Source organism: Pontibacter sp. LHS2 (assembly GCF_058932845.1).
This window is the reverse complement of the sequence record NZ_JBZYWG010000001.1, coordinates 565,570-583,739: the sequence shown is the minus strand read 5'-3', so window position 1 is coordinate 583,739 and position 18,170 is coordinate 565,570. Positions and strand designations below refer to the sequence as shown.

At 50.6% G+C, this 18,170-nt stretch carries 14 protein-coding genes; 9 read left to right on the top strand and 5 right to left on the bottom strand.

Translation table 11 applies throughout. The features are described 5' to 3' along the window. Positions 1–6: 6 nt before the first annotated feature. The 6 genes from AC5FX6_RS02510 (at position 7) to AC5FX6_RS02485 (ending at position 6,275) form a co-directional block, all read left to right on the top strand. Positions 7–1,455, top strand: coding sequence for an NADH-quinone oxidoreductase subunit N (locus tag AC5FX6_RS02510; RefSeq protein ID WP_493595453.1), 1,449 nt, complete (start codon positions 7–9; stop codon positions 1,453–1,455). 263 nt (positions 1,456–1,718) lie between these two features. Further along, positions 1,719–2,270 (top strand): hypothetical protein, encoded by a 552-nt coding sequence (locus tag AC5FX6_RS02505; RefSeq protein WP_493595452.1) that lies wholly within the window; start codon positions 1,719–1,721, stop codon positions 2,268–2,270. After that, positions 2,267–3,217 carry a GNAT family N-acetyltransferase gene (locus tag AC5FX6_RS02500; protein ID WP_493595451.1) on the top strand — a complete coding sequence of 317 codons (951 nt, stop codon included), beginning with the start codon at positions 2,267–2,269 and terminating at the stop codon, positions 3,215–3,217. Before AC5FX6_RS02505 ends, AC5FX6_RS02500 begins: the two co-directional genes overlap by 4 nt. A gap of 79 nt (positions 3,218–3,296) precedes the next feature. Next, complete coding sequence (locus AC5FX6_RS02495; RefSeq protein WP_493595450.1) at positions 3,297–4,400, top strand: alpha/beta hydrolase-fold protein; 1,104 nt, start codon at positions 3,297–3,299, stop codon at positions 4,398–4,400. A gap of 277 nt (positions 4,401–4,677) precedes the next feature. Then, the gene (locus tag AC5FX6_RS02490) at positions 4,678–5,598 is read left to right on the top strand and encodes a lytic transglycosylase domain-containing protein (RefSeq protein ID WP_493595449.1); all 921 of its coding nucleotides are present in this window, start codon (positions 4,678–4,680) and stop codon (positions 5,596–5,598) included. A gap of 158 nt (positions 5,599–5,756) precedes the next feature. Then, positions 5,757–6,275 carry a GreA/GreB family elongation factor gene (locus AC5FX6_RS02485; protein WP_493595448.1) on the top strand — a complete coding sequence of 173 codons (519 nt, stop codon included), beginning with the start codon at positions 5,757–5,759 and terminating at the stop codon, positions 6,273–6,275. 108 nt (positions 6,276–6,383) lie between these two features. Here the strand turns inward: AC5FX6_RS02485 and AC5FX6_RS02480 are convergent, their stop codons facing one another. From AC5FX6_RS02480 to AC5FX6_RS02465, 4 genes are all read right to left on the bottom strand, one after another. Continuing rightward, positions 6,384–8,156: an efflux RND transporter periplasmic adaptor subunit gene (locus AC5FX6_RS02480; protein WP_493595447.1), complete on the bottom strand. Its 1,773-nt coding sequence runs from the start codon at positions 8,154–8,156 to the stop codon at positions 6,384–6,386. Positions 8,157–8,344: 188 nt separating this feature from the next. Then, positions 8,345–9,790 carry a TolC family protein gene (locus AC5FX6_RS02475; RefSeq protein ID WP_493595446.1) on the bottom strand — a complete coding sequence of 482 codons (1,446 nt, stop codon included), beginning with the start codon at positions 9,788–9,790 and terminating at the stop codon, positions 8,345–8,347. Further along, positions 9,787–13,548 carry an efflux RND transporter permease subunit gene (locus tag AC5FX6_RS02470; RefSeq protein ID WP_493595445.1) on the bottom strand — a complete coding sequence of 1,254 codons (3,762 nt, stop codon included), beginning with the start codon at positions 13,546–13,548 and terminating at the stop codon, positions 9,787–9,789. Before AC5FX6_RS02470 ends, AC5FX6_RS02475 begins: the two co-directional genes overlap by 4 nt. Before the next feature lie 100 nt (positions 13,549–13,648). Beyond that, positions 13,649–14,068, bottom strand: coding sequence for an HYC_CC_PP family protein (locus AC5FX6_RS02465; protein WP_493595444.1), 420 nt, complete (start codon positions 14,066–14,068; stop codon positions 13,649–13,651). A gap of 225 nt (positions 14,069–14,293) precedes the next feature. Here AC5FX6_RS02465 and AC5FX6_RS02460 point away from each other — a divergent pair, with 225 nt between their 5' ends. The 3 genes from AC5FX6_RS02460 (at position 14,294) to AC5FX6_RS02450 (ending at position 17,168) form a co-directional block, all read left to right on the top strand. After that, the gene (locus AC5FX6_RS02460) at positions 14,294–14,752 is read left to right on the top strand and encodes a hypothetical protein (protein ID WP_493595443.1); all 459 of its coding nucleotides are present in this window, start codon (positions 14,294–14,296) and stop codon (positions 14,750–14,752) included. Positions 14,753–14,828: 76 nt separating this feature from the next. Beyond that, entirely contained in the window at positions 14,829–15,911 is a 1,083-nt protein-coding gene (locus AC5FX6_RS02455; protein WP_493595442.1) for a COX15/CtaA family protein, read from the top strand. A gap of 12 nt (positions 15,912–15,923) precedes the next feature. Beyond that, positions 15,924–17,168 carry a GAF domain-containing sensor histidine kinase gene (locus AC5FX6_RS02450; protein WP_493595441.1) on the top strand — a complete coding sequence of 415 codons (1,245 nt, stop codon included), beginning with the start codon at positions 15,924–15,926 and terminating at the stop codon, positions 17,166–17,168. A 2-nt stretch (positions 17,169–17,170) separates the two neighbouring features. Here the strand turns inward: AC5FX6_RS02450 and AC5FX6_RS02445 are convergent, their stop codons facing one another. After that, positions 17,171–18,166 carry a PorP/SprF family type IX secretion system membrane protein gene (locus AC5FX6_RS02445; RefSeq protein WP_493595440.1) on the bottom strand — a complete coding sequence of 332 codons (996 nt, stop codon included), beginning with the start codon at positions 18,164–18,166 and terminating at the stop codon, positions 17,171–17,173. Positions 18,167–18,170: the final 4 nt, after the last annotated feature.

Sequence of the window (18,170 nt, the reverse complement as noted above, 5' to 3'; positions counted from 1 at the left end):
AATGCCATGACGCTGACTGACTTCCAACACCTGATGCCGCTGCTCATCCTCACCGTTGCGGTGCTGGTGTCCATGCTGGTGATTGCCGTAGGACGCAACCACAAAATCATGTATGTCATCACGGCCGTCTCTTTCCTGGCGGCTTTTGCTTCGCTGTTTGAGCTGCGGGATGTAGGGCGCTATACCATCGAGCCGCTGCTGGTCATAGACGGATTTGGCGTATTTTACATCGGTATGATTCTGCTCACGGCGCTACTCATCAGCATGCTTTCCTATGCCTATTTTGAGCAACGGGAAGAGCGCAAGGAAGAGTATTACATCCTGCTCTTGCTGGCGACCATCGGAGCTTGTGTGCTGGTCATCAGCAAGCATTTTGCTTCACTTTTCCTGGGATTGGAGATATTGAGCGTTGCGCTTTATGCCCTCATTGCATATCTGCGAACCCGGGAACGGTCCGACGAAGCAGGTATAAAATATTTAATTCTGGCAGCTTTCTCTTCAGCTTTTCTGCTTTTCGGGATGGCACTGGTCTACGCCAGCACTGGCACCATGGAGTTTGCAGGTATAGCCGCGGCCATTGCCAACTTCACCGAGCTGCCGCTGCTGCTCCTGACAGGCTTCGGTCTGATGATTGTCGGGATTGGATTTAAGCTAAGTGTCGTACCTTTTCACATGTGGGCACCCGATGTATATGAAGGCGCTCCAGCACCAGTGACGGCTTTTATTGCCACCGTTTCCAAAGGGGGTGTACTGGGTGTGCTCATTCGCTTTTTCATGGAAGTGGACGGATTCCGCTACCCGACCCTTGTACTCATCTTTACCATCGTGGCCATTGCCTCCATGCTGGCCGGTAACTTGCTGGCCTTGCTCCAGCGCAACGTCAAACGCATCCTCGCCTATTCTTCCATCGCGCACCTCGGCTATTTACTCGTTGCATTTCTGGCGGGCAACCAGATGGGCGTGGAAGCGGTGACCTTCTACCTGGTGGCCTATTTCATTACTACCGTCGGAGCCTTTGGTGTAGTGGCTATGCTCTCGGATAAAGAGCGTGACGCCGAGCAACTCGAAGACTACCGTGCCCTGCTGTGGCGTAGACCGTGGACGGCGGCGGTGTTCACAGCCATGCTGCTCTCGCTGGCAGGTATACCGCTCACCGCTGGTTTCGTCGGCAAGTTCTATATTCTGGCGGCTGGCGTCAATACGCAGCTCTGGCTGCTGGTGGTCATGCTGGCGCTCAACAGTGTTATTGGTCTCTTTTATTACATCCGCATTGTGGCTGTCATGTTCCAGCAACCCGAAGCAGAAGTTGAGCCGCGTGGTCGATTAAGGCCGTCTATTTATGTAGCTAGTGTGGGAACGCTTACCGTACTAGCATTGCTGTTGGTTTACATAGGTGTCTATCCTTCCGGTTTATTACAGGTCATTCAAGGCCTGCTTGTTACAGCAGCTCCTTAAAATAGAAATAAATGCTCTTTACATAAAGCCCGTCCTGCCGGACGGGCTTTCCTATTTATATGTCTGAATCTTTGCGTTTCTTTTAAATAATTAGCAATCAAGGACAATTGTTGTTAACGATGTATAAGCAGTAATGAAAGACTGAAACTAACCCACGCATCAACCCTAAATAATTAAATTTATTATTTACTTATTCACAAATTAATCGTAAATAGTAAAAGCCTCCGCTAAAGCTTGCTATTAACTCTTTTACATGTTACATCATGATGAAAGCCGTGCTGTTGGTACTGCTATCCTTTTCTTTTTTGTTCGGATATAGCCAGCCCCAAAAGCAGCAATTATACCGCACACAAATCACCACACACAATGGTGAACAAGCAGCAGGAGTGCTGACATACCTGGGAGACACGACTCTTCAACTTGCATCATTGGCTCAGTTTCGGAAGGGCAAACTTATTGGGGAGCCTGTGCTGACAAACTACTCTATAAAGAATGTGTACTTGCTGCGCGTACGTAAGCAAGGCGCACCTGGCAAGGGAGCAATGATCGGCGGTTTGATAGGTATAGTAACCGGTGCTGTGGTAGGAAATGTGACACATAAACCATGTGATCCGTCTGCGGGAGGTTGGTTAGGTTGCCTGGAGATCATCAACAGGACAGAAGCTACCTTTCTGGCTGGAGCCCTTGGAGGTATAGCCGGGCTAGGTATAGGAGCATTGGCAGGAGCGGCCAACAAACGCATTTACATTTATGGGGATCGGGAAACCTACATGCAGCAGAAAAATAATTTAGCCACTTATGTCTATAGGCCATGAAAGCCCGCAAAAATGGGTCGTTCAGGGTAGTACCCTTCGACCCATCACATGAACAGGCCCTACTGGAGTTAGAAAAGCTGGCGCCACAGGGAGCAATGGTTAAGATGGAAATCATCCGCCCTGCGTATTTAAGCCGCGCAAAACTATTTGAAGACTACGCTGCATTTTCCGTTCTGACGGAGGATGACAAATTGATTGCAGGAGGTATAGGCGCCCAGATCCCCATGCTGATGAAAGGAAAACTTAAGCAGACAGGTTTTGGATTCGATGTGCTGGTGCACCCTTCCTTCCGAAACCGGGGCGTCGGTCGTGAATTAGCCCGCCACGTACGGGAAGACTTTTTTTTCCCAAGAGGCCTCAAGTTCCAGTACACCATTTTACGGGCTGGCAACATGCCCATGCTCCATCTACTTTCCAGAACTTACCGCAATACCTTTCTCTACCAGTTTGTTTACCTTACGTTCCCAACAGCCCGCACCATTCGGGTAGAGCAAACCAGTATTGGCCAACAGAGTTTCAGCATTGGATTACTTTCTAATCAAGACAGTCTGACTGATTATTATGACATGACGGACGCTGGACTTGGCTTATGGCATACCTATAAAATGTACGAACTTAAAATAAAGTCGGTAAGTCCTGTGCTGAGTGGTGGCCTTTGGTTGGGTAATCGCTTTATACGCACGAATAAGTACGTGCCTCGTGTAGGTTCTGTGCTTAAAACAACCACGTTGTTCAACTTAAACGAATCCAATATTCATACCCTGCCTGAAGTTTCACTGCAACTTTACAAGGAAGGTATCAACTACCTGCAGATCTGCTGTCACCCGAACGATGCCATCTTCCGCTCCTTGCATAAAAGTGCGCTGAATGCCTCCATCCATTATATAGTAAGTACCCAGGAAATAAATTCACTAGAGGAACTTACCCTGGATGTCCGGTCTCTCTGACAATTGCCTATCTTTGGAACACACCTGCTTGTCAATTTCCATGAAATACTGTTTCCTCTGTTTCTTAATTTTATGCTGTGTGCTGCAGTCAGCCAGCGGACAGCATAAGAATGCTACCTACAGCGTGACCTTTAGGGTACATGCCCCCTCCACACCTGATTCATTGCAGGTATACCTGACTGGAAGCACCTCCGAGTTGGGCAATTGGAATCCGGCCGCTATTAAGCTTGACTCCGTTGGCAAGCAGGTATGGGAAAAGAAAGTGATCCTCTTATACACATCAGTGCAATACAAATTCACGCTTGGATCTTGGGACCATGAGGCAGCTGATGAAAAAGGGCGCCCACTCCCAAACTTCTCACTTCAGCTGACCGCTGATACAGTAGTAGAACATACCTTGCAGAAGTGGACGGAAAAGAGTAAGCGGCCTGTAACAGGTGGCATTACGGGCACTGTAGCCTATCATCGTAACCTCGGCACCGGAGTACTTAAGCCACGTGATTTGATCGTTTGGCTGCCACCAGGCTATGAAAAGGGCAATAAGCGCTATCCGGTAATCTACATGCACGACGGAATGAATGTATTCGACCCCGCCACCAGCTCGTTTGGAGTAGATTGGCGCATAGACGAAACGGCTGACAGTTTGATACGCAGCAATCAGATGAAACCTGTTATCATAGTAGGTATCTATAATACTTCTGACCGCATGGAGGAGTATGTGCCGGGTGCCAAAGGAAGCGCCTACATGGATTTTGTAGTAAACACTGTAAAGCCACTGATTGACCAAACATACCGAACTAAACCTGGCGCAAAACACACTGTAACAGGTGGCTCATCTGCCGGTGGGATTATGGCGTTCATGTTGGCTTGGGAGTATCCGCAGGTGTTCAGTAAGGCGATCTGTATGTCGCCCGCTTTCAAGATCATGCACATTGATTATGTCAAAGAAGTGCAGGCTTATACAGGCAGTAAGAAAAAGCTTAAGCTCTACATTGATAATGGCGGAATTGACCTGGAAGCACGTTTGCAACCCGGTATAGATGAGATGCTTCAGGCCCTGCAGGCACAAGGTTACCGCCATGGCAAAGATTACCTTTGGGTATTGGATGAAAAGGCCCAGCATAACGAAGCAGCCTGGGCTAAGCGAATGCCCAAAGCCCTTCAGTTTATTATTGGCAGATAGGCGAAAACAACTCTCTTATTAGCTTGTCTTAAAATATTGTAAAACATATATATTAGCAGCTTACGTTGTTTTATACTCCTCTTGACTAAACACCAAAAAACCTGTCTCAGGCGTTGTAAAACTTGATTATTGACCAGTTTTAATATGTAAAGTAGTAGTTTACACCCTCAACTCCTATAGCTCAGCTTAGCATCTTATTGCATTTTTCCTTATCTTGAAGAACAATTATTCTTACACATTTCCGGTTATAAACACAGGTACAAGAAAGGAGCATGCTATGGGACAGCAATTTTTAAAGTATGGTTGGATATTGGTAGCCCCGCTACTGATTTTACAGTTGAGCGGCGAGAACAGCCTCAAACTGAGCGCCACTCCAAACGAGCGCAATGACAGCGCATTTGAGGCAAACAGGCAAATCTTCACTTCCCCAGCCTTGCCCGATGCCATCACATTTGCGGGTGAGCCCGTACCCTTGCATGTGCCGGACGTAGCAGAGCGCCTTGACCGCGAACTGCTGGCGAACTCCTACCTGCACACCAGTACGTTGCTTGCCCTGAAACGCATGCAGCGCTATGTTCCTGAAATCAAGCAAATGCTGAAGGAGAATGATATCCCGGAAGACTTCGTGTACCTGGCGCTAGCTGAAAGTTTGCTGAGCCATGTGACCTCTCCGGCCGGTGCTTCGGGTTTCTGGCAACTAATGCCTGATACAGCCCGCGGATATGGTATGGTGGTGAATGGCGAAGTTGACGAACGTTACCACATCCAAAAATCGACTCTAGCAGCCTGCCGCTACCTCAAAACTGCTAAAGCCAAATTTGGTAACTGGACAAATGCCGCCGCTTCTTACAACCGTGGCATGGCAGGTATAGAGCGTGCCATGAAGCAGCAGGGCGTCAATGATTACTACGACTTATACCTGAACGATGAAACGTCTCGTTACATGTTCCGCATTCTGGCCTTGAAGGAAATACTCGGCAATCCTCAGAAATATGGTTTTGACCTGGCAGAGGAACACGGTTATAAGCCGCTCCCGAGCAAACCGCTTACGGTCAATAAGACGATCTCTGACCTGCCAGCTTTTGCACTGGAGCAAGGCATAAACTACAAGACACTTCGCCTTTATAATCCATGGATCAGAGGCTATAAGCTGACTGTGCCGGAAGGCAAGGAATATGTGTTGGATATGCCCATGTAAGCTAACCGGAGAAGGAAGATTTCTAAAATAGGACAATGCAACCGCTGAAGTTCTTAGTAGGCTAATTCTCATACAGGTATAGCAACGGAGCATATAACCGAACAAGGCTAAGAGGGAGTGTCGGAAACATCCGCCACTCCCTTTCTGTATATACGGTCATGAGCAGAGCATTTGTAAAAGAAGACGACGCCGGCGAAGCGCCCATCATTCCACCACGGGCTGCCCTACCCACGGGAGTCCCGAATTATGTACGTCCGCAGGGATTGGAAAAACTGCGTGCCGAGTTGGAAGATCTGGAAGCAGAGCGTAGTATTGTGGAAGCCAACCGCGAAAACGAGGCTGACCGTACACGCCAGCTCACTATCTTGAACGGTAAACTGAGCGCCCTGAACGGACGAATTGCCAGCGCCAAAGTCATCGACCCACAAGAACAAAACGCTGACGAAGTACGCTTCGGCGCTACAGTCAAACTGCGCACTATCAACGGCGGCAAACCGGGCACAATTCGAAAATTCACCATTGTCGGTGTGGACGAAGCGGATGTCACGCTAGGCCTGATAGGATTTGTAGCCCCTATTGCACAAGCTGTAACAGGCGCAAAAGTTGGTCAGAAGTTGCATCTCAAACTAGGCCGTGTGGAAGAGGAGGTGGAGGTGGTGGAGATCAGGTATAGTTGAACTAGAAAATTGAAATTGTCATTTCGAACGCTAGTGAGAAATCTGAATGTATAAGGTAACCAGATTTCTCGCTACACTCGAAATGACAATGAAAGAAATGGAGTCCTCTTAATGCTGATGTCCCTGTGGTGGACTTACTGGCGTTTTGGGATCAGCGACCGCGGCATTCTGCCCTCGTCTATACGTTTCTTCCGTTTCCCCGCAGGTCAGCATGGCCTGCCCGAAATACGGGTTACGGATATCCTTTATCTCACTCAGCCAAAAAGCCCCTTTATCGCCTAAAGCCATCGGACAGGATTGGATGTAGGCCATTTCATGCTGAATGCCAAACACCTTCACCGCTTCAATGACATGATCGGATAGCGGTGAAAAAGCGGCTCGTTGTTTTTCAAGATCACGGCTCTTCTGAATAGCCTCGGCATTCGACTTCAGTGTCGGCAACAAGGCCATCCACTGATCATGCAGCTTGCCGTCCATTTCGTTCATATCTACTGCGCCTAGTTTCATCACAAAAGTACCGGCTGCCTGACGAGCTGCTGGCACATCGGATGCCACCAACGCATTTTTCAAGGTATAGTATAGGTCTACAAGTTCGGTAAGTTGCTTTTGGAAAGCTTCCGGTGCTTTTGGGCCACCTGCTGGCGGAGGTGACATCATGCTGTAATTGCCTCGCAACTGCGCAGCACCATCCACTGCAAACACCCCATTGGTCACCACTTCCTCGCCTGCCTGCAAACCGGATTCCACCACATACCGTTCGCCCATGCGTGGACCTAGTGTTACTTCGCGCATCTCAAAAGCAGGCATTTCCTGCCCCGGTACTTTTACATACACAACAGAGCGTTTACCTGTCCACAGCACAGCGCTACTCGGCACTGATAATGACTGTTCCTTGGCACCGGTCGAGGTCTTAATACGAGCATCAGCAAACATACCTGGTTTCAGCTGGTTTCCTGGATTCTGCACCTCCGCCCGCACCTCAACAGCACGTGTCGTGGCATCCAGAACAGGCGTGATAAAGGCTACCTTGGCTGTAAATTCTTTGCCAGGTATACCTGGGACGGTAAAAGTGATGATCCCGCCTTGCTTGATCCAGGACAGGTCTGTTTCATAAGCATCCAGCACTACCCACACCGACGACAAGTTTGCCACTTCAAACAAAGCAGAGCCTGTAGTCACATAATCGCCGGCGCTGACCAATCGCTCTGTCACCACCCCGGCAGCATCAGAATAAATGTCGAAATTGGTGATGATCTCAGATGCATTCTCCATGCGCTTGATCTGTGAGTCACTCAGCTTCCAGAGCTTGAGTTTGGCACGGGCCGCATCGTACAGTTCGGGCATCAAATCTTTGGCACGGACAGCTTCCTGCAATTCTCGCTGCGCAGTGATCAGCTCCGGCGAATAAAGCGAAGCGAGTCGCTCACCACGGCGCACTTCCTGCCCCGTGAAGTTCACATAGAGCCGCTCAATCCGACCAGGAAACTTGGCCGTGATGGATGAAACCTGCTGTTCGTTCAGGGCCACACGACCTGAGAGTGTCAGCTCATTTTCCGGATTCACCATCTCCAGTTTTGTGGTTTGAATATTGGAAAGGGCAATCGCCTCTGGTGTCATCTCCAGCACATAGCGGCTGGTTTTGCCGCCGCTTCCGCCATTGCTTACCGGTATCAGGTCCATGCCACAGAGCGGGCATTTACCGGGTCCGTCCTGCCTGATCTGCGGATGCATGGAGCAAGTATACTCGGTAGCACCCGCCACCTCACCGGTATGGTCGTGTGCCTGTTCTGAACCTCTGCCGCCAAACAACAGCCAGCCCAGCAGCAAACCGCCCAGGGCCACGAGTAGGTAGGTTCCGATTCTTTTATTTCTTGGATTCATTGTTTTAATTCTAATGAATTGATGCTTTATACATTCTTGCTAATATTTCCCTCTCGAAATCAGGTAGATTTTATTTTTTGTCTTCCTGAAAGGATCCTGGTAGTGAATAGCTAAGGCTTATCCTCCCATGAACTAAGATCCTTACAGGATGACAATAGGAAACATAATTACCTTGACTCTTAACCCCTCTAGTTATCCCCCTGCATCATGCGGTTGATGGCCGACACGGCGATGTTCTGGTTGGTTATGGCCTGTAGTTGCTGTTGCCTGTAGCTGAGCAGACTCTGCCGCTGCCGGATGATGTCTTCTATACCTGAGCCGGTCACGGAGTAATTGTTTGTGAGCAGGCGGATGGTCTGTTCTGTCAGCGTCACCTGATCTTTCAGAAGATTGATGCGGCTTACCGAACTTTGGTATTGGTAGAGCAGATTCTCCAATTCCGTGAACAGCTCCCGCTCTGTCGCCTCCTTTTGATACACAGCTGCCTGCTGTGAGAACTCAGCTTCTTTCTTAGCCGCATTGTATTTTTTACGATAGATCGGCAGGGTCAGGGTCACCATGGGCATCACCATGTTCTCCCCTCCCATCGCCATTTGAGTGGCTTCGTCGGTACGCGGTTTAAAGATCATGTAGTTTAACCCAACCCCGACCATCGGCCGGCCCATCAGCTGCGCCATGCGCAACTGCGATTCCCGTGCCTTCTCGTCCCACTCGTACATTTTGAGCATGGGATGGTTGCTGCGAATCGAGTCTTCGATCAGCGACAAGGTAGCCGGCAATGCAGCAGGTAAGAGTGTATCGGCAGAAATAACCGTCATACTTGGCCGACGGCGCAGCAATTGGTTGAACTGAACCTGCAACGGTCTGCGTGCCTCGTGATGTAGTAAAATCTGGTTTTCAAGTTCTTTTACCTGCAAGCGAAGCAACATCACATCCACCATGGAAGTGCCTCCTCCGCTGCTGCCCATGCTCGACATGCTACTACCACCTGCCGACATGCTGCCACTGCTAGCAACGCCAGAAGCTGCCCCTCCACCGGAGCCCCCCATACCTGCCATTCCCGAGCCGCCACTACCAGCAGCGGTCGAACCAGTTGACCCGCCTGTTGTACTTCGAGCCGGCGTAGCAGCACCTGAAGTGCTGGCTGCCGGAGCCGTCTTATACCTGGCCAGCGCCAACCTTTCGAGCGTCTTCATAATCTCCAGTTCCTTCTCCATCAGGATGGACTCCTGATCGTTCAGGTATAGCTGGTACCAGATAGTGCGCACCTCGTGGTACAGGTTGATCTTCGCTTCGATGAAAGAGGCAAATTTCATCTGGGCCATGTAATTTGCCTCGTCACGGGCTGCTTTTTGGGAGCCGAACCACGGGAACATTTGCATCACCGAAATATCACCCACCTGATTGCCCATGAAACGCTCCATCGGGCGCAAAAAGAAGTTAAAGGAAGCCTCCGGATCAGGTAATGCTCCCACCTGCGGGGCACGTTGCAGGGCGGCCTGATACTCAGCATAGCGGGCCTTCAGCGTCGGGCTGTTCTCCCCTGCCTCCACCAGATACGCTTCCAGCGTTTGTGCCTGCACCAGGGGCATCGCCCCCAGCAGCAGTATTATGATGGCCAGTATTTTTTTCATACGGTTTCTTTATTGATTTTGAGTTCTTCACGCCAGCTATACAGCACCGGCACGATCAGCAAAGTGATCAGGGCCACGAACATACCCCCGAAAGAAGGGATCGCCATCGGGATCATGATATCGGAGCCTCTTCCTGAAGAGGTAAGCACCGGCAACAGTGCCAGCAAAGTCGTGGCAGTAGTCATCAGGCAAGGACGCACGCGGCGTATACCTGCCTCCATCACGGCGTCGCGCACTTCGGCTCTCGTTTGTGGTGTACTGCGCTCAAAGCTTTGCTTCAGGTAGGTACCCATCACCACACCATCGTCGGTCGCGATGCCGAACAGGGCGATAAAGCCTACCCATACCGCCACACTCAGGTTGAAGGTGCGCATCTGGAACAACTCCCGCATGTTGGTTTCGCCAAATGAGAAGTTCATGAACCAGCCCTGGCTGTAGAGCCAAAGCATCATAAAGCCCCCGGCAAAGGCCATCGCGATGGACGTGAATATGAAAAGGGAGGTACTCACCGAACGGAACTGGAAATACAGGATCAGGAAGATGATGAGCAAACTAAGCGGCACGATGAAGGACAGCCTCTCTTCGGCACGTATCTGATTTTCGTAGTTACCGGAGAACTTGTAGCTCACCCCCGCTGGCACCACCAGTTCACCACTGGCAATCTTCTCCTGCAGGTAGCGCTGCGCATCCTCTACAACGGTCACCTCGGCAAAACCATCCCGTTTATCGAGTAGCACGTAGCCGGTCAGGAAGGAATCCTCGCCGCGGATCATCATTGGGCCCGGACGGAACTCCACTTTGGCAATGGAGGTCAACGGAATCTGCGCCCCACTGGAAGTCGCGATCATAATGCGATTGACAGATTCCGGATCATTACGGTACTCGCGGGCGTAACGGGCCCGAATGGAATAGCGCTCGCGGCCCTCCACAGTCGTGGTCAGCGCCATGCCACCCATCGCTACTTCGATGTATTCCTGCACATCGGCCACATTCAAGCCATAACGGCCCATAGCGCGGCGGTCCAGATCGATCTCCATATAAGGCTTACCCAGTGAACGATCGGCGTAAACAGCCTCCGGCTTTACGGACGGCACCTCTTTCAAAAGTCGCTCCATTTGCATGCTGAAGTTTTCGATGGTTTGCAAGTCGGGGCCGTATACCTTCACACCCATCGGTGCACGCATACCGGTTTGCAGCATCACCAATCGGGTTTCGATCGGTTGCAGTTTAGGAGCGGAAGTCACGCCCGGCAGATCGGCCACTGCCACGATCTCGTTCCAGATATCGTCCGGCTTAAGGATGTGGTCGCGCCACTGTCGGAAGTACTCGCCCCGCTTGTCTTCGATGAGCTTGCCTCTCTCGTCGCGAACAAAATTGCCGTCGTCACCTACTTTGTAGCGGATCTTATACCCGTTTTCATCCGTGATGTATTCAGATTTGTACTGAATCACGTTCTCGTACATCGACATTGGGGCCGGGTCAAGCGCCGTCTCGGCACGACCGGCTTTGCCCACCACCATCTCCACTTCAGGTATAGCCGTGATGAGCATGTCGAGTTGCTGCAGGTAGCGCTTGTTGGCCTCCACACCGGTATGCGGCATGGATGTCGGCATGAGCAGGAAAGCTCCTTCGTCTAGCGAGGGCATGAACTCTTTGCCCATGCCTGGGAAGGTATGCACCAGTCCGCTCCACGGAGATGACGTGCGCACGTTCACCCCTACTTTATCGAAGCCTGTTGCCACCCAGCCGAACACCCCGTTAAAGCCGATCCAGATATTCAGGCCCAACAGCATGATGAAAGCCGGTATCAGTAGAAAGGTACCTTTGTTAGCCAGACACCATCCCAGCACACGGGGGTACACCTTGATGAAAAAGGAGAACAATCCCAGTACCAGGCCAATGACCAGCAGGATGAAAATGAAGTTGACAAAATAGCTCACCGACACGCCCAACGGCACCCATTCAGTAGCCAGCAGCCATGCCACTGCCAGCACGGCAATGGCCACCATGATCAGGCTGTGATGTCGACCAAAACGCTCCGGCTGGTAGTAGTTGAGCAGGTTATTCGCAGCGATCAGAATTAGCGTTATACCTGCCAGCGGTACGATAAAAAAGGCCACTATACCCAAGCCAACCAATGTCCAGTTCAGAATCTTACTCCAGACAATGTTGCGTGACTTCAAACTGAAAATGGAGTGCGCAAAGGCCGGCATGATCAGGATGGTGAAGATCAGCGATGCCACCAGTGCAAAGGTCTTCGTATAGGCCAGCGGACCAAACAGCTTACCCTCCGCCGCCTCCAGCGTGAACACCGGCAAGAAGGAAACGATGGTCGTGGACACAGCCGTCAGAATCGCAGTGGCGACCTCCGTGGTGCCATTGTACACCGTCTTAAGCAATGACTGTCCCGGCGGGGCCTCCTCCATGTGCCGCAGGATGTTCTCGTTGAGAATAATTCCCAGATCGACCATGGTACCGATGGCAATAGCTATACCTGACAGGGCCACGATATTGGCATCCACCCCGAAATACTTCATTAGGATGAAAGTCATCAGTACTGCCAATGGCAAGAGTGCCGAGATCAGCAGTGAAGCCCGCAGGTTGTAGACCATTACGATGATGACGATGATCGTAATCAGAATCTGTAGAATGATCGCCGTGTTGAGCGTTCCGAGCGTCTCGTTGATCAGCTGTGTACGGTCATAGAAAGGCACGACCGTTACTTTGGAAACACGCCCATCGGCCAACGTTTTGGAAGGCATACCTGCCGCGATATCGTCCAGTTTGGCTTTCACGTTGTTGATCACAGCCAGTGGATTGTCGCCATACCTTGCAATCACGACGCCACCCACAGCTTCGGCGCCGCTCTTGTCGAGCACACCCAGCATAGAGCGGTCAGCAGGCCCGATGTTCACCCGCCCGATGTCTCGGATGCGGATCGGGACGTTATTGGCTACCCGCACAGTGGCTTCTTCGATGTCGCTGATTTCCTTCACGTAGCCTAGCCCGCGTACCAGGTACTCCACCTGATTGATTTCTACGGTGCTGGCGCCCACTTCCTGGTTGCTTGCCTTTAGGGCGTTCATTACCTCCATCATGGAGACATTATTCGCCTTCATGGCCACCGGGTCCAGATCTACTTGGTACTCTTTTATATAACCGCCCACAGAGGCCACTTCGGCCACGCCCTGCGCTCCGGCCAAGGCGTACTTCACATAGAAGTCCTGGATGCTGCGCAGTTCGTGCAGGTCCCAGCCCCCGGCCGGGTTGCCTTCTTCGTCGCGCCCTTCCAGGGTATACCAGTATACCTGACCAAGCGCCGTAGCGTCAGGTCCCAGCTTTGGGGTGGTTTCAGCTGGCAGCAGGTCAGCTGGCAAAGAGTTTAACTTTTCAAGGATGCGGGACCGGCTCCAGTAGTACTCTACCTCATCATCAAAAATGACATAGATGCTCGAGAAACCGAACATGGAGGTCGAGCGGATTGTCTTCACGCCGGGCATACCTAAAAGGGAGGTCGTGAGCGGATAGGTAATCTGGTCCTCCACGTCCTGCGGGGAGCGGCCCATCCACTCGGTAAAGATGATCTGTTGGTTTTCACCAATGTCCGGTATGGCATCTACCGGCACCGGGTCGCGGGGCAGGAAGTTCACGTTCCAGTTGAACGGCGCCACCATAATGCCCCAGCCCACAATAAGGAGCAACAGCAGGGTGGTTACCAGCTTCTGTTCCAGAAAGAATTTTATAATGCTGTTTAACATGCTTTGATCGATTGAATGCAATAAGAAATGGCGCTTCCCAAAAGGGAAAGCCAAAAGCTATACCTGACCAAAAAGGCCGGGCATCATCGAAAAAGCAGGTTTATAGCAGGAAGGACTGCACGAACACAGGGATGTCCTGCGTCAGCAAAGGAGGTGAATGGTCCGGCACGAAGGTAGAGGCCGGTTCGTAAAGTTGGAAAAGGGAAGTCCAAACCGTGGCAAAGGCAGCAAGAAAGGCCATGTCCGGAACGGACAGTTTAAAAGTCGGACTGACGGTTTGCTCGTCCTCCACTTCCAGCACAACGGTTTGGTCCTGACAGCAGTCTTCGTCCATGGCTGGCTTATGGCAGTCTGGGAGGCTTTCGCGCTGTTTTTCCATTTCGCAGGCGGCGCTGTGCGAGAAGAATGAAGTTGCCATCACCTCACCTGCGCACAAATGCTGCGTGATCGTCATCCCCACAGAGGAGAAAACAACCAGCAAAGCCAGCGTCAGGGTCAGTATGGTGCGAATCAGCTTCAAATGTAGGTGCGTCCGTTTAGACGAAGATACGTTTTCTTTTGCAAAAGTAGTCAGGAAAACGCCTGCATGCTTACAGATTTCGGGTTAAAACTTATAGAAAACGACGGATGACCAATGTTTTGCTCTAAAAAGCCTTCTGGAGCAGTTATGATTCATGTCTGGCATAACTTAATATTCACACAAAGACGTATAGCACTATAGTAAGATAACCACTACCAGAAGAAGATGAATAATATAAAGCAGGAAGACCAGGGCCGCGTGCGAGAAAGTTCTTTTGATGAAACAAACGAACAAATTGATCACCATATCCGGCAGAGCATCGCTCGCTATAAGGGCCGCAGTCACGAGGAAATATCAGAGCGCATTCGTGAACTTGACCAGGAATGGAGCATAGAGCGTACCTTGGAGGTAAATGCCTCAACACTAGATTTGTCGGGCACCTTGCTTGGCGCTTTTGTAAACAAACGCTGGTTCATTTTGCCAGGTATAGTCTCTACTTTTCTGTTGCAGCATGGATTGCAGGGCTGGTGCCCTCCCCTGCCTGTCATGCGGGCGCTTGGCATACGTAGTCGACGCGAAATAGATGAAGAGCGGTATGCACTCAAAGCCCTACGTGGTGATTTTGATGACATTTCCCCTAAAAGCTCACCTTCCGAAATCCTAAATACGGTGCGGACTACGTAAGTATATATTTTAAAAAAAATGATTTTTATCATCTTCTGACAGACTAAAAACATGGATATTTGTTCTTTTCCATGTTATGCGTCGAAAACCTGCGTCTATACCTGTCCTACACTGGCTTATCAGTGGCATTGTGCTGGTCGTTGCCATGGTGATCATTGGTGGCATCACCCGCCTGACCGGTTCCGGACTTTCTATTACAGAGTGGAACCTGATCTCGGGCACACTGCCTCCGCTTACTGAAACCGAGTGGCTTGTTATGTTTGAAAAGTACAAGCAGTTTCCAGAGTATCAGAAACTGAACTTCAGCATGACAATCGCTGGTTTCAAGCAGATTTTCATGTGGGAGTACCTGCACCGCCTGATTGGTCGTTTCATTGGGATCGTCTTCCTTGTACCTTTTCTTTATTTCTTATACCGCAAAATGCTGGCCCCATGGTTGGTAAAACGGCTGGTTTTTATTCTCTTGCTGGGTATGGCCCAGGGTGTGATGGGCTGGGTTATGGTAATGAGCGGACTCAGCGAGAATCCCTACGTGAGCCATTACCGATTGGCGGCGCACCTTTCACTGGCCTTACTGTTGGTGGGCGTTATACTCTGGACAGTGACCGATCTGCTGGATCCTGTTTCTTCACCTTCTAAAGCAAAACATCCTCATTATACCTTGTCCTGGCTGGTACTGGGCGCAATCGTGCTGCAAATTGTATTGGGCGCCTTTGTAGCGGGACTGAAGTCTGGCTTCTCCTACAACACCTGGCCACTCATGCAGGGTGAGTTCCTTCCGAGTTACTTAAGTGGTTCTCTCGTGATAAATGAGCTATTTGACAATGGAGTGGCTGTGCAGTTCGTCCACCGCTGGTTTGCATTTGTGGCTCTTGGTGGCATCTTACTGCTCTGGTTTAAAGTCCGACAACAATCACAATCTGTTAGCATACAATTCATCGTCCACCTGTTACTCCTAACAGGTATAGCTCAAGTGGTTTTAGGCATTTTCACACTGGTGCTCGCTGTTCCGCTCAGTTTGGGCGTACTGCATCAGCTGGTGGCTGTTATACTGTTTTCTGTCGCCGTACTGGCTGTGCATCAACTGCGCAGGCTCACACTGCGTGAAGACAATGTAAAAGCGGTCCTTACAAAATCTCCTTCTTATCAGCACGTTTAATTTATAGTACCTATGTCTACTACCTTCATGCCCGAATACAAACCCAAACCTATACCTTACCCTAGTGATGAAAATGCACGGGTCCTCGACCTGATGTATTTTGATTTGGACTACAACACCTTAGAGAAAGAGTTTGAGGATCTGACAACCCTGGCTGCACAGGTGGCCGGAACCAGTATTTCATTACTCAATTTAATAGACATCTATACCCAATGGACGGTAGCCAGTCACGGTTTTGGCACTACCCAAAGACCTCGCGAACAAACTGTTTGCCAATACACCATATTGGAATCAGAGCATCTGGAGGTGAAAGACCTGCAACAGGACGATCGTTTTAAAGACCTGGCTGAGATCAAAGACGGGTTGCGCTATTATTTCGGGGTGCCTTTGCGCACGCAGGGAGGCCACAATATTGGTGCGCTTTGTGTGATGGATACCAGTGAGATAACGATGTCGACAGAAAAAGTGCAGGAGCTCAAAACGATAGCCGCTGAGATTGTAAAGCGTCTGCATACGCTGAAAGAAATGCAGTCCATGCGCCGTGAGCTGGCAGAGGCCCGGGCGGTCATCAGAAGAGTTGCCCATGACCTTCGCGGTCCGCTGGGAGGCATCGTGGGGCTTGCCCAGATACTGATTAAAAAGGAAGGAAAAAGCAGTCCTGAGGAAGTACTTCGGATGAGCCAGATGATTCACAAAAGTGGCAACTCACTGCTGGGACTAGCCGAAGAAATCATGCGGGGCGGTCAGGATACGGCAAGCGATACTTCTCAGGAAAATGGCATTACGATGCAGGGGCTGAAAGACAAACTTGAAGAAATTTTTCAGCCACAGGCCACCGACAAGGCCATCGGTTTTGAAGTCATTATCAATGAAGCGCTAAGTTCGATCGTATTCCCTAAAAACAAGCTACTCCAGATCATTGTCAACCTGGTTACAAATGCGCTGAAGTTTACCCCGCCTCTAGGTGAAGTGACTGTCAGGCTGGACCTGACACTATCACAAAACCAACGCATACTCTGCATTGAAGTGCGTGATACAGGTATAGGCCTGAACCCCGATCAAGTGGAAGCGATCATGCAGGGGCGTGCGCTCAGCACTTCAGGCACGACAGGTGAGCAGGGTTACGGCATGGGGTTGCAACTCGTTCGGCACCTGCTAGCTGGCATTGATGGCAATATGCGCGTCGAAAGCATACCGGGCCAGGGCTCTACTTTTGAACTGCATATCCCAATCGGCACCGTGTCGCATAACGCTTAGTGTTACCAAAACGTAACGCCCCTTCCGGTGGCACGTTCTGGTGCCAGTTGACGGAAGGTATACGCTAATCCGATCTCGTTTGTAGCGCGGCTGATGGAGCGGGCTTCTTGGATGGGGCTCTCGTAGGCATATGTAATGCGGAACTGTCGGTAGTTCAGACCGGCAGCTACATGAAAGGCCTGATCATTGCGATAACCCGCTCCTGCCCACAGCAGCTCGTCATACACCAGTTTCACCTGTCCCTCCACGGTGCCTTTCAGCTGCTCATCATACTGGTACAGACCATTTACGATCAGTCCGAAGCGGTCCGCCATGGCGGTCCGGAAGCCGGCCTGCGCCATATGTTTGCGGGTATAGACGTCTTTCATGAAATTGTCCCCGCTCTTCATAAAGTGCCCTTTGGTAATATCCTGCATGGCATAGCCGAGGTAGTAATTAGCCGACGTCAAGGCGAAGCCCAGATTAAAATCAAACTTACTCATGCTGTTCTGGTCACCTAATACGTGCTGGTAGCGCGGGTCACCGGTGTTGTCCACTACCAAGCTGTTGCCGTCAAGCCTGAAATTATTGAAAGTCAAAGCTGTACCGAATCGTAGGCTGAGTGACTCTGTCAGTCGGACACCGGTGCCATAGTTCAAGCCGACCTGCGTCTCTCTTGTCGGACCGAAGCGCTCCTGTAGTGCAATAATCCCAAAAGCATGGCGGGCACCCATGTAGCTGCTGCGTGTATCGCGGTACTGGTAATGGCTGGTACGATCTGTTGTTTTATTCAGATCCGCCATATCCAGCTCACCAGAGAAGAGAAGGGTTTTGGGAGCATCCTCAAAACCAGTCCACTGGTTGCGATAGTAAGTCCGGAGCATGGAGCCCTCGTTACCGGTGAGGGCCGGATTGTAGAAATGCTGGTAGGCAGAGAAATTGCTGATATACTTGCGGTTCTGTGCTTGCAGTCCCGTGATCGTCAATAAAAATATAGCTGTTACTACTAATCTGTTCATGAAT

Excerpts from the sequence above, each read along its gene's own strand:
- AC5FX6_RS02510 (WP_493595453.1), top strand. The coding sequence starts at position 7 with ATGACGCTGACTGACTTCCAACACCTGATGCCGCTGCTCATCCTCACC.
- AC5FX6_RS02505 (WP_493595452.1), top strand. The coding sequence starts at position 1,719 with ATGATGAAAGCCGTGCTGTTGGTACTGCTATCCTTTTCTTTTTTGTTC.
- AC5FX6_RS02500 (WP_493595451.1), top strand. The coding sequence starts at position 2,267 with ATGAAAGCCCGCAAAAATGGGTCGTTCAGGGTAGTACCCTTCGACCCA.
- AC5FX6_RS02490 (WP_493595449.1), top strand. The coding sequence starts at position 4,678 with ATGGGACAGCAATTTTTAAAGTATGGTTGGATATTGGTAGCCCCGCTA.
- AC5FX6_RS02485 (WP_493595448.1), top strand. The coding sequence starts at position 5,757 with ATGAGCAGAGCATTTGTAAAAGAAGACGACGCCGGCGAAGCGCCCATC.
- AC5FX6_RS02480 (WP_493595447.1), bottom strand. The coding sequence starts at position 8,156 with ATGAATCCAAGAAATAAAAGAATCGGAACCTACCTACTCGTGGCCCTG.
- AC5FX6_RS02475 (WP_493595446.1), bottom strand. The coding sequence starts at position 9,790 with ATGAAAAAAATACTGGCCATCATAATACTGCTGCTGGGGGCGATGCCC.
- AC5FX6_RS02470 (WP_493595445.1), bottom strand. The coding sequence starts at position 13,548 with ATGTTAAACAGCATTATAAAATTCTTTCTGGAACAGAAGCTGGTAACC.
- AC5FX6_RS02460 (WP_493595443.1), top strand. The coding sequence starts at position 14,294 with ATGAATAATATAAAGCAGGAAGACCAGGGCCGCGTGCGAGAAAGTTCT.
- AC5FX6_RS02455 (WP_493595442.1), top strand. The coding sequence starts at position 14,829 with ATGCGTCGAAAACCTGCGTCTATACCTGTCCTACACTGGCTTATCAGT.
- AC5FX6_RS02450 (WP_493595441.1), top strand. The coding sequence starts at position 15,924 with ATGTCTACTACCTTCATGCCCGAATACAAACCCAAACCTATACCTTAC.
- AC5FX6_RS02445 (WP_493595440.1), bottom strand. The coding sequence starts at position 18,166 with ATGAACAGATTAGTAGTAACAGCTATATTTTTATTGACGATCACGGGA.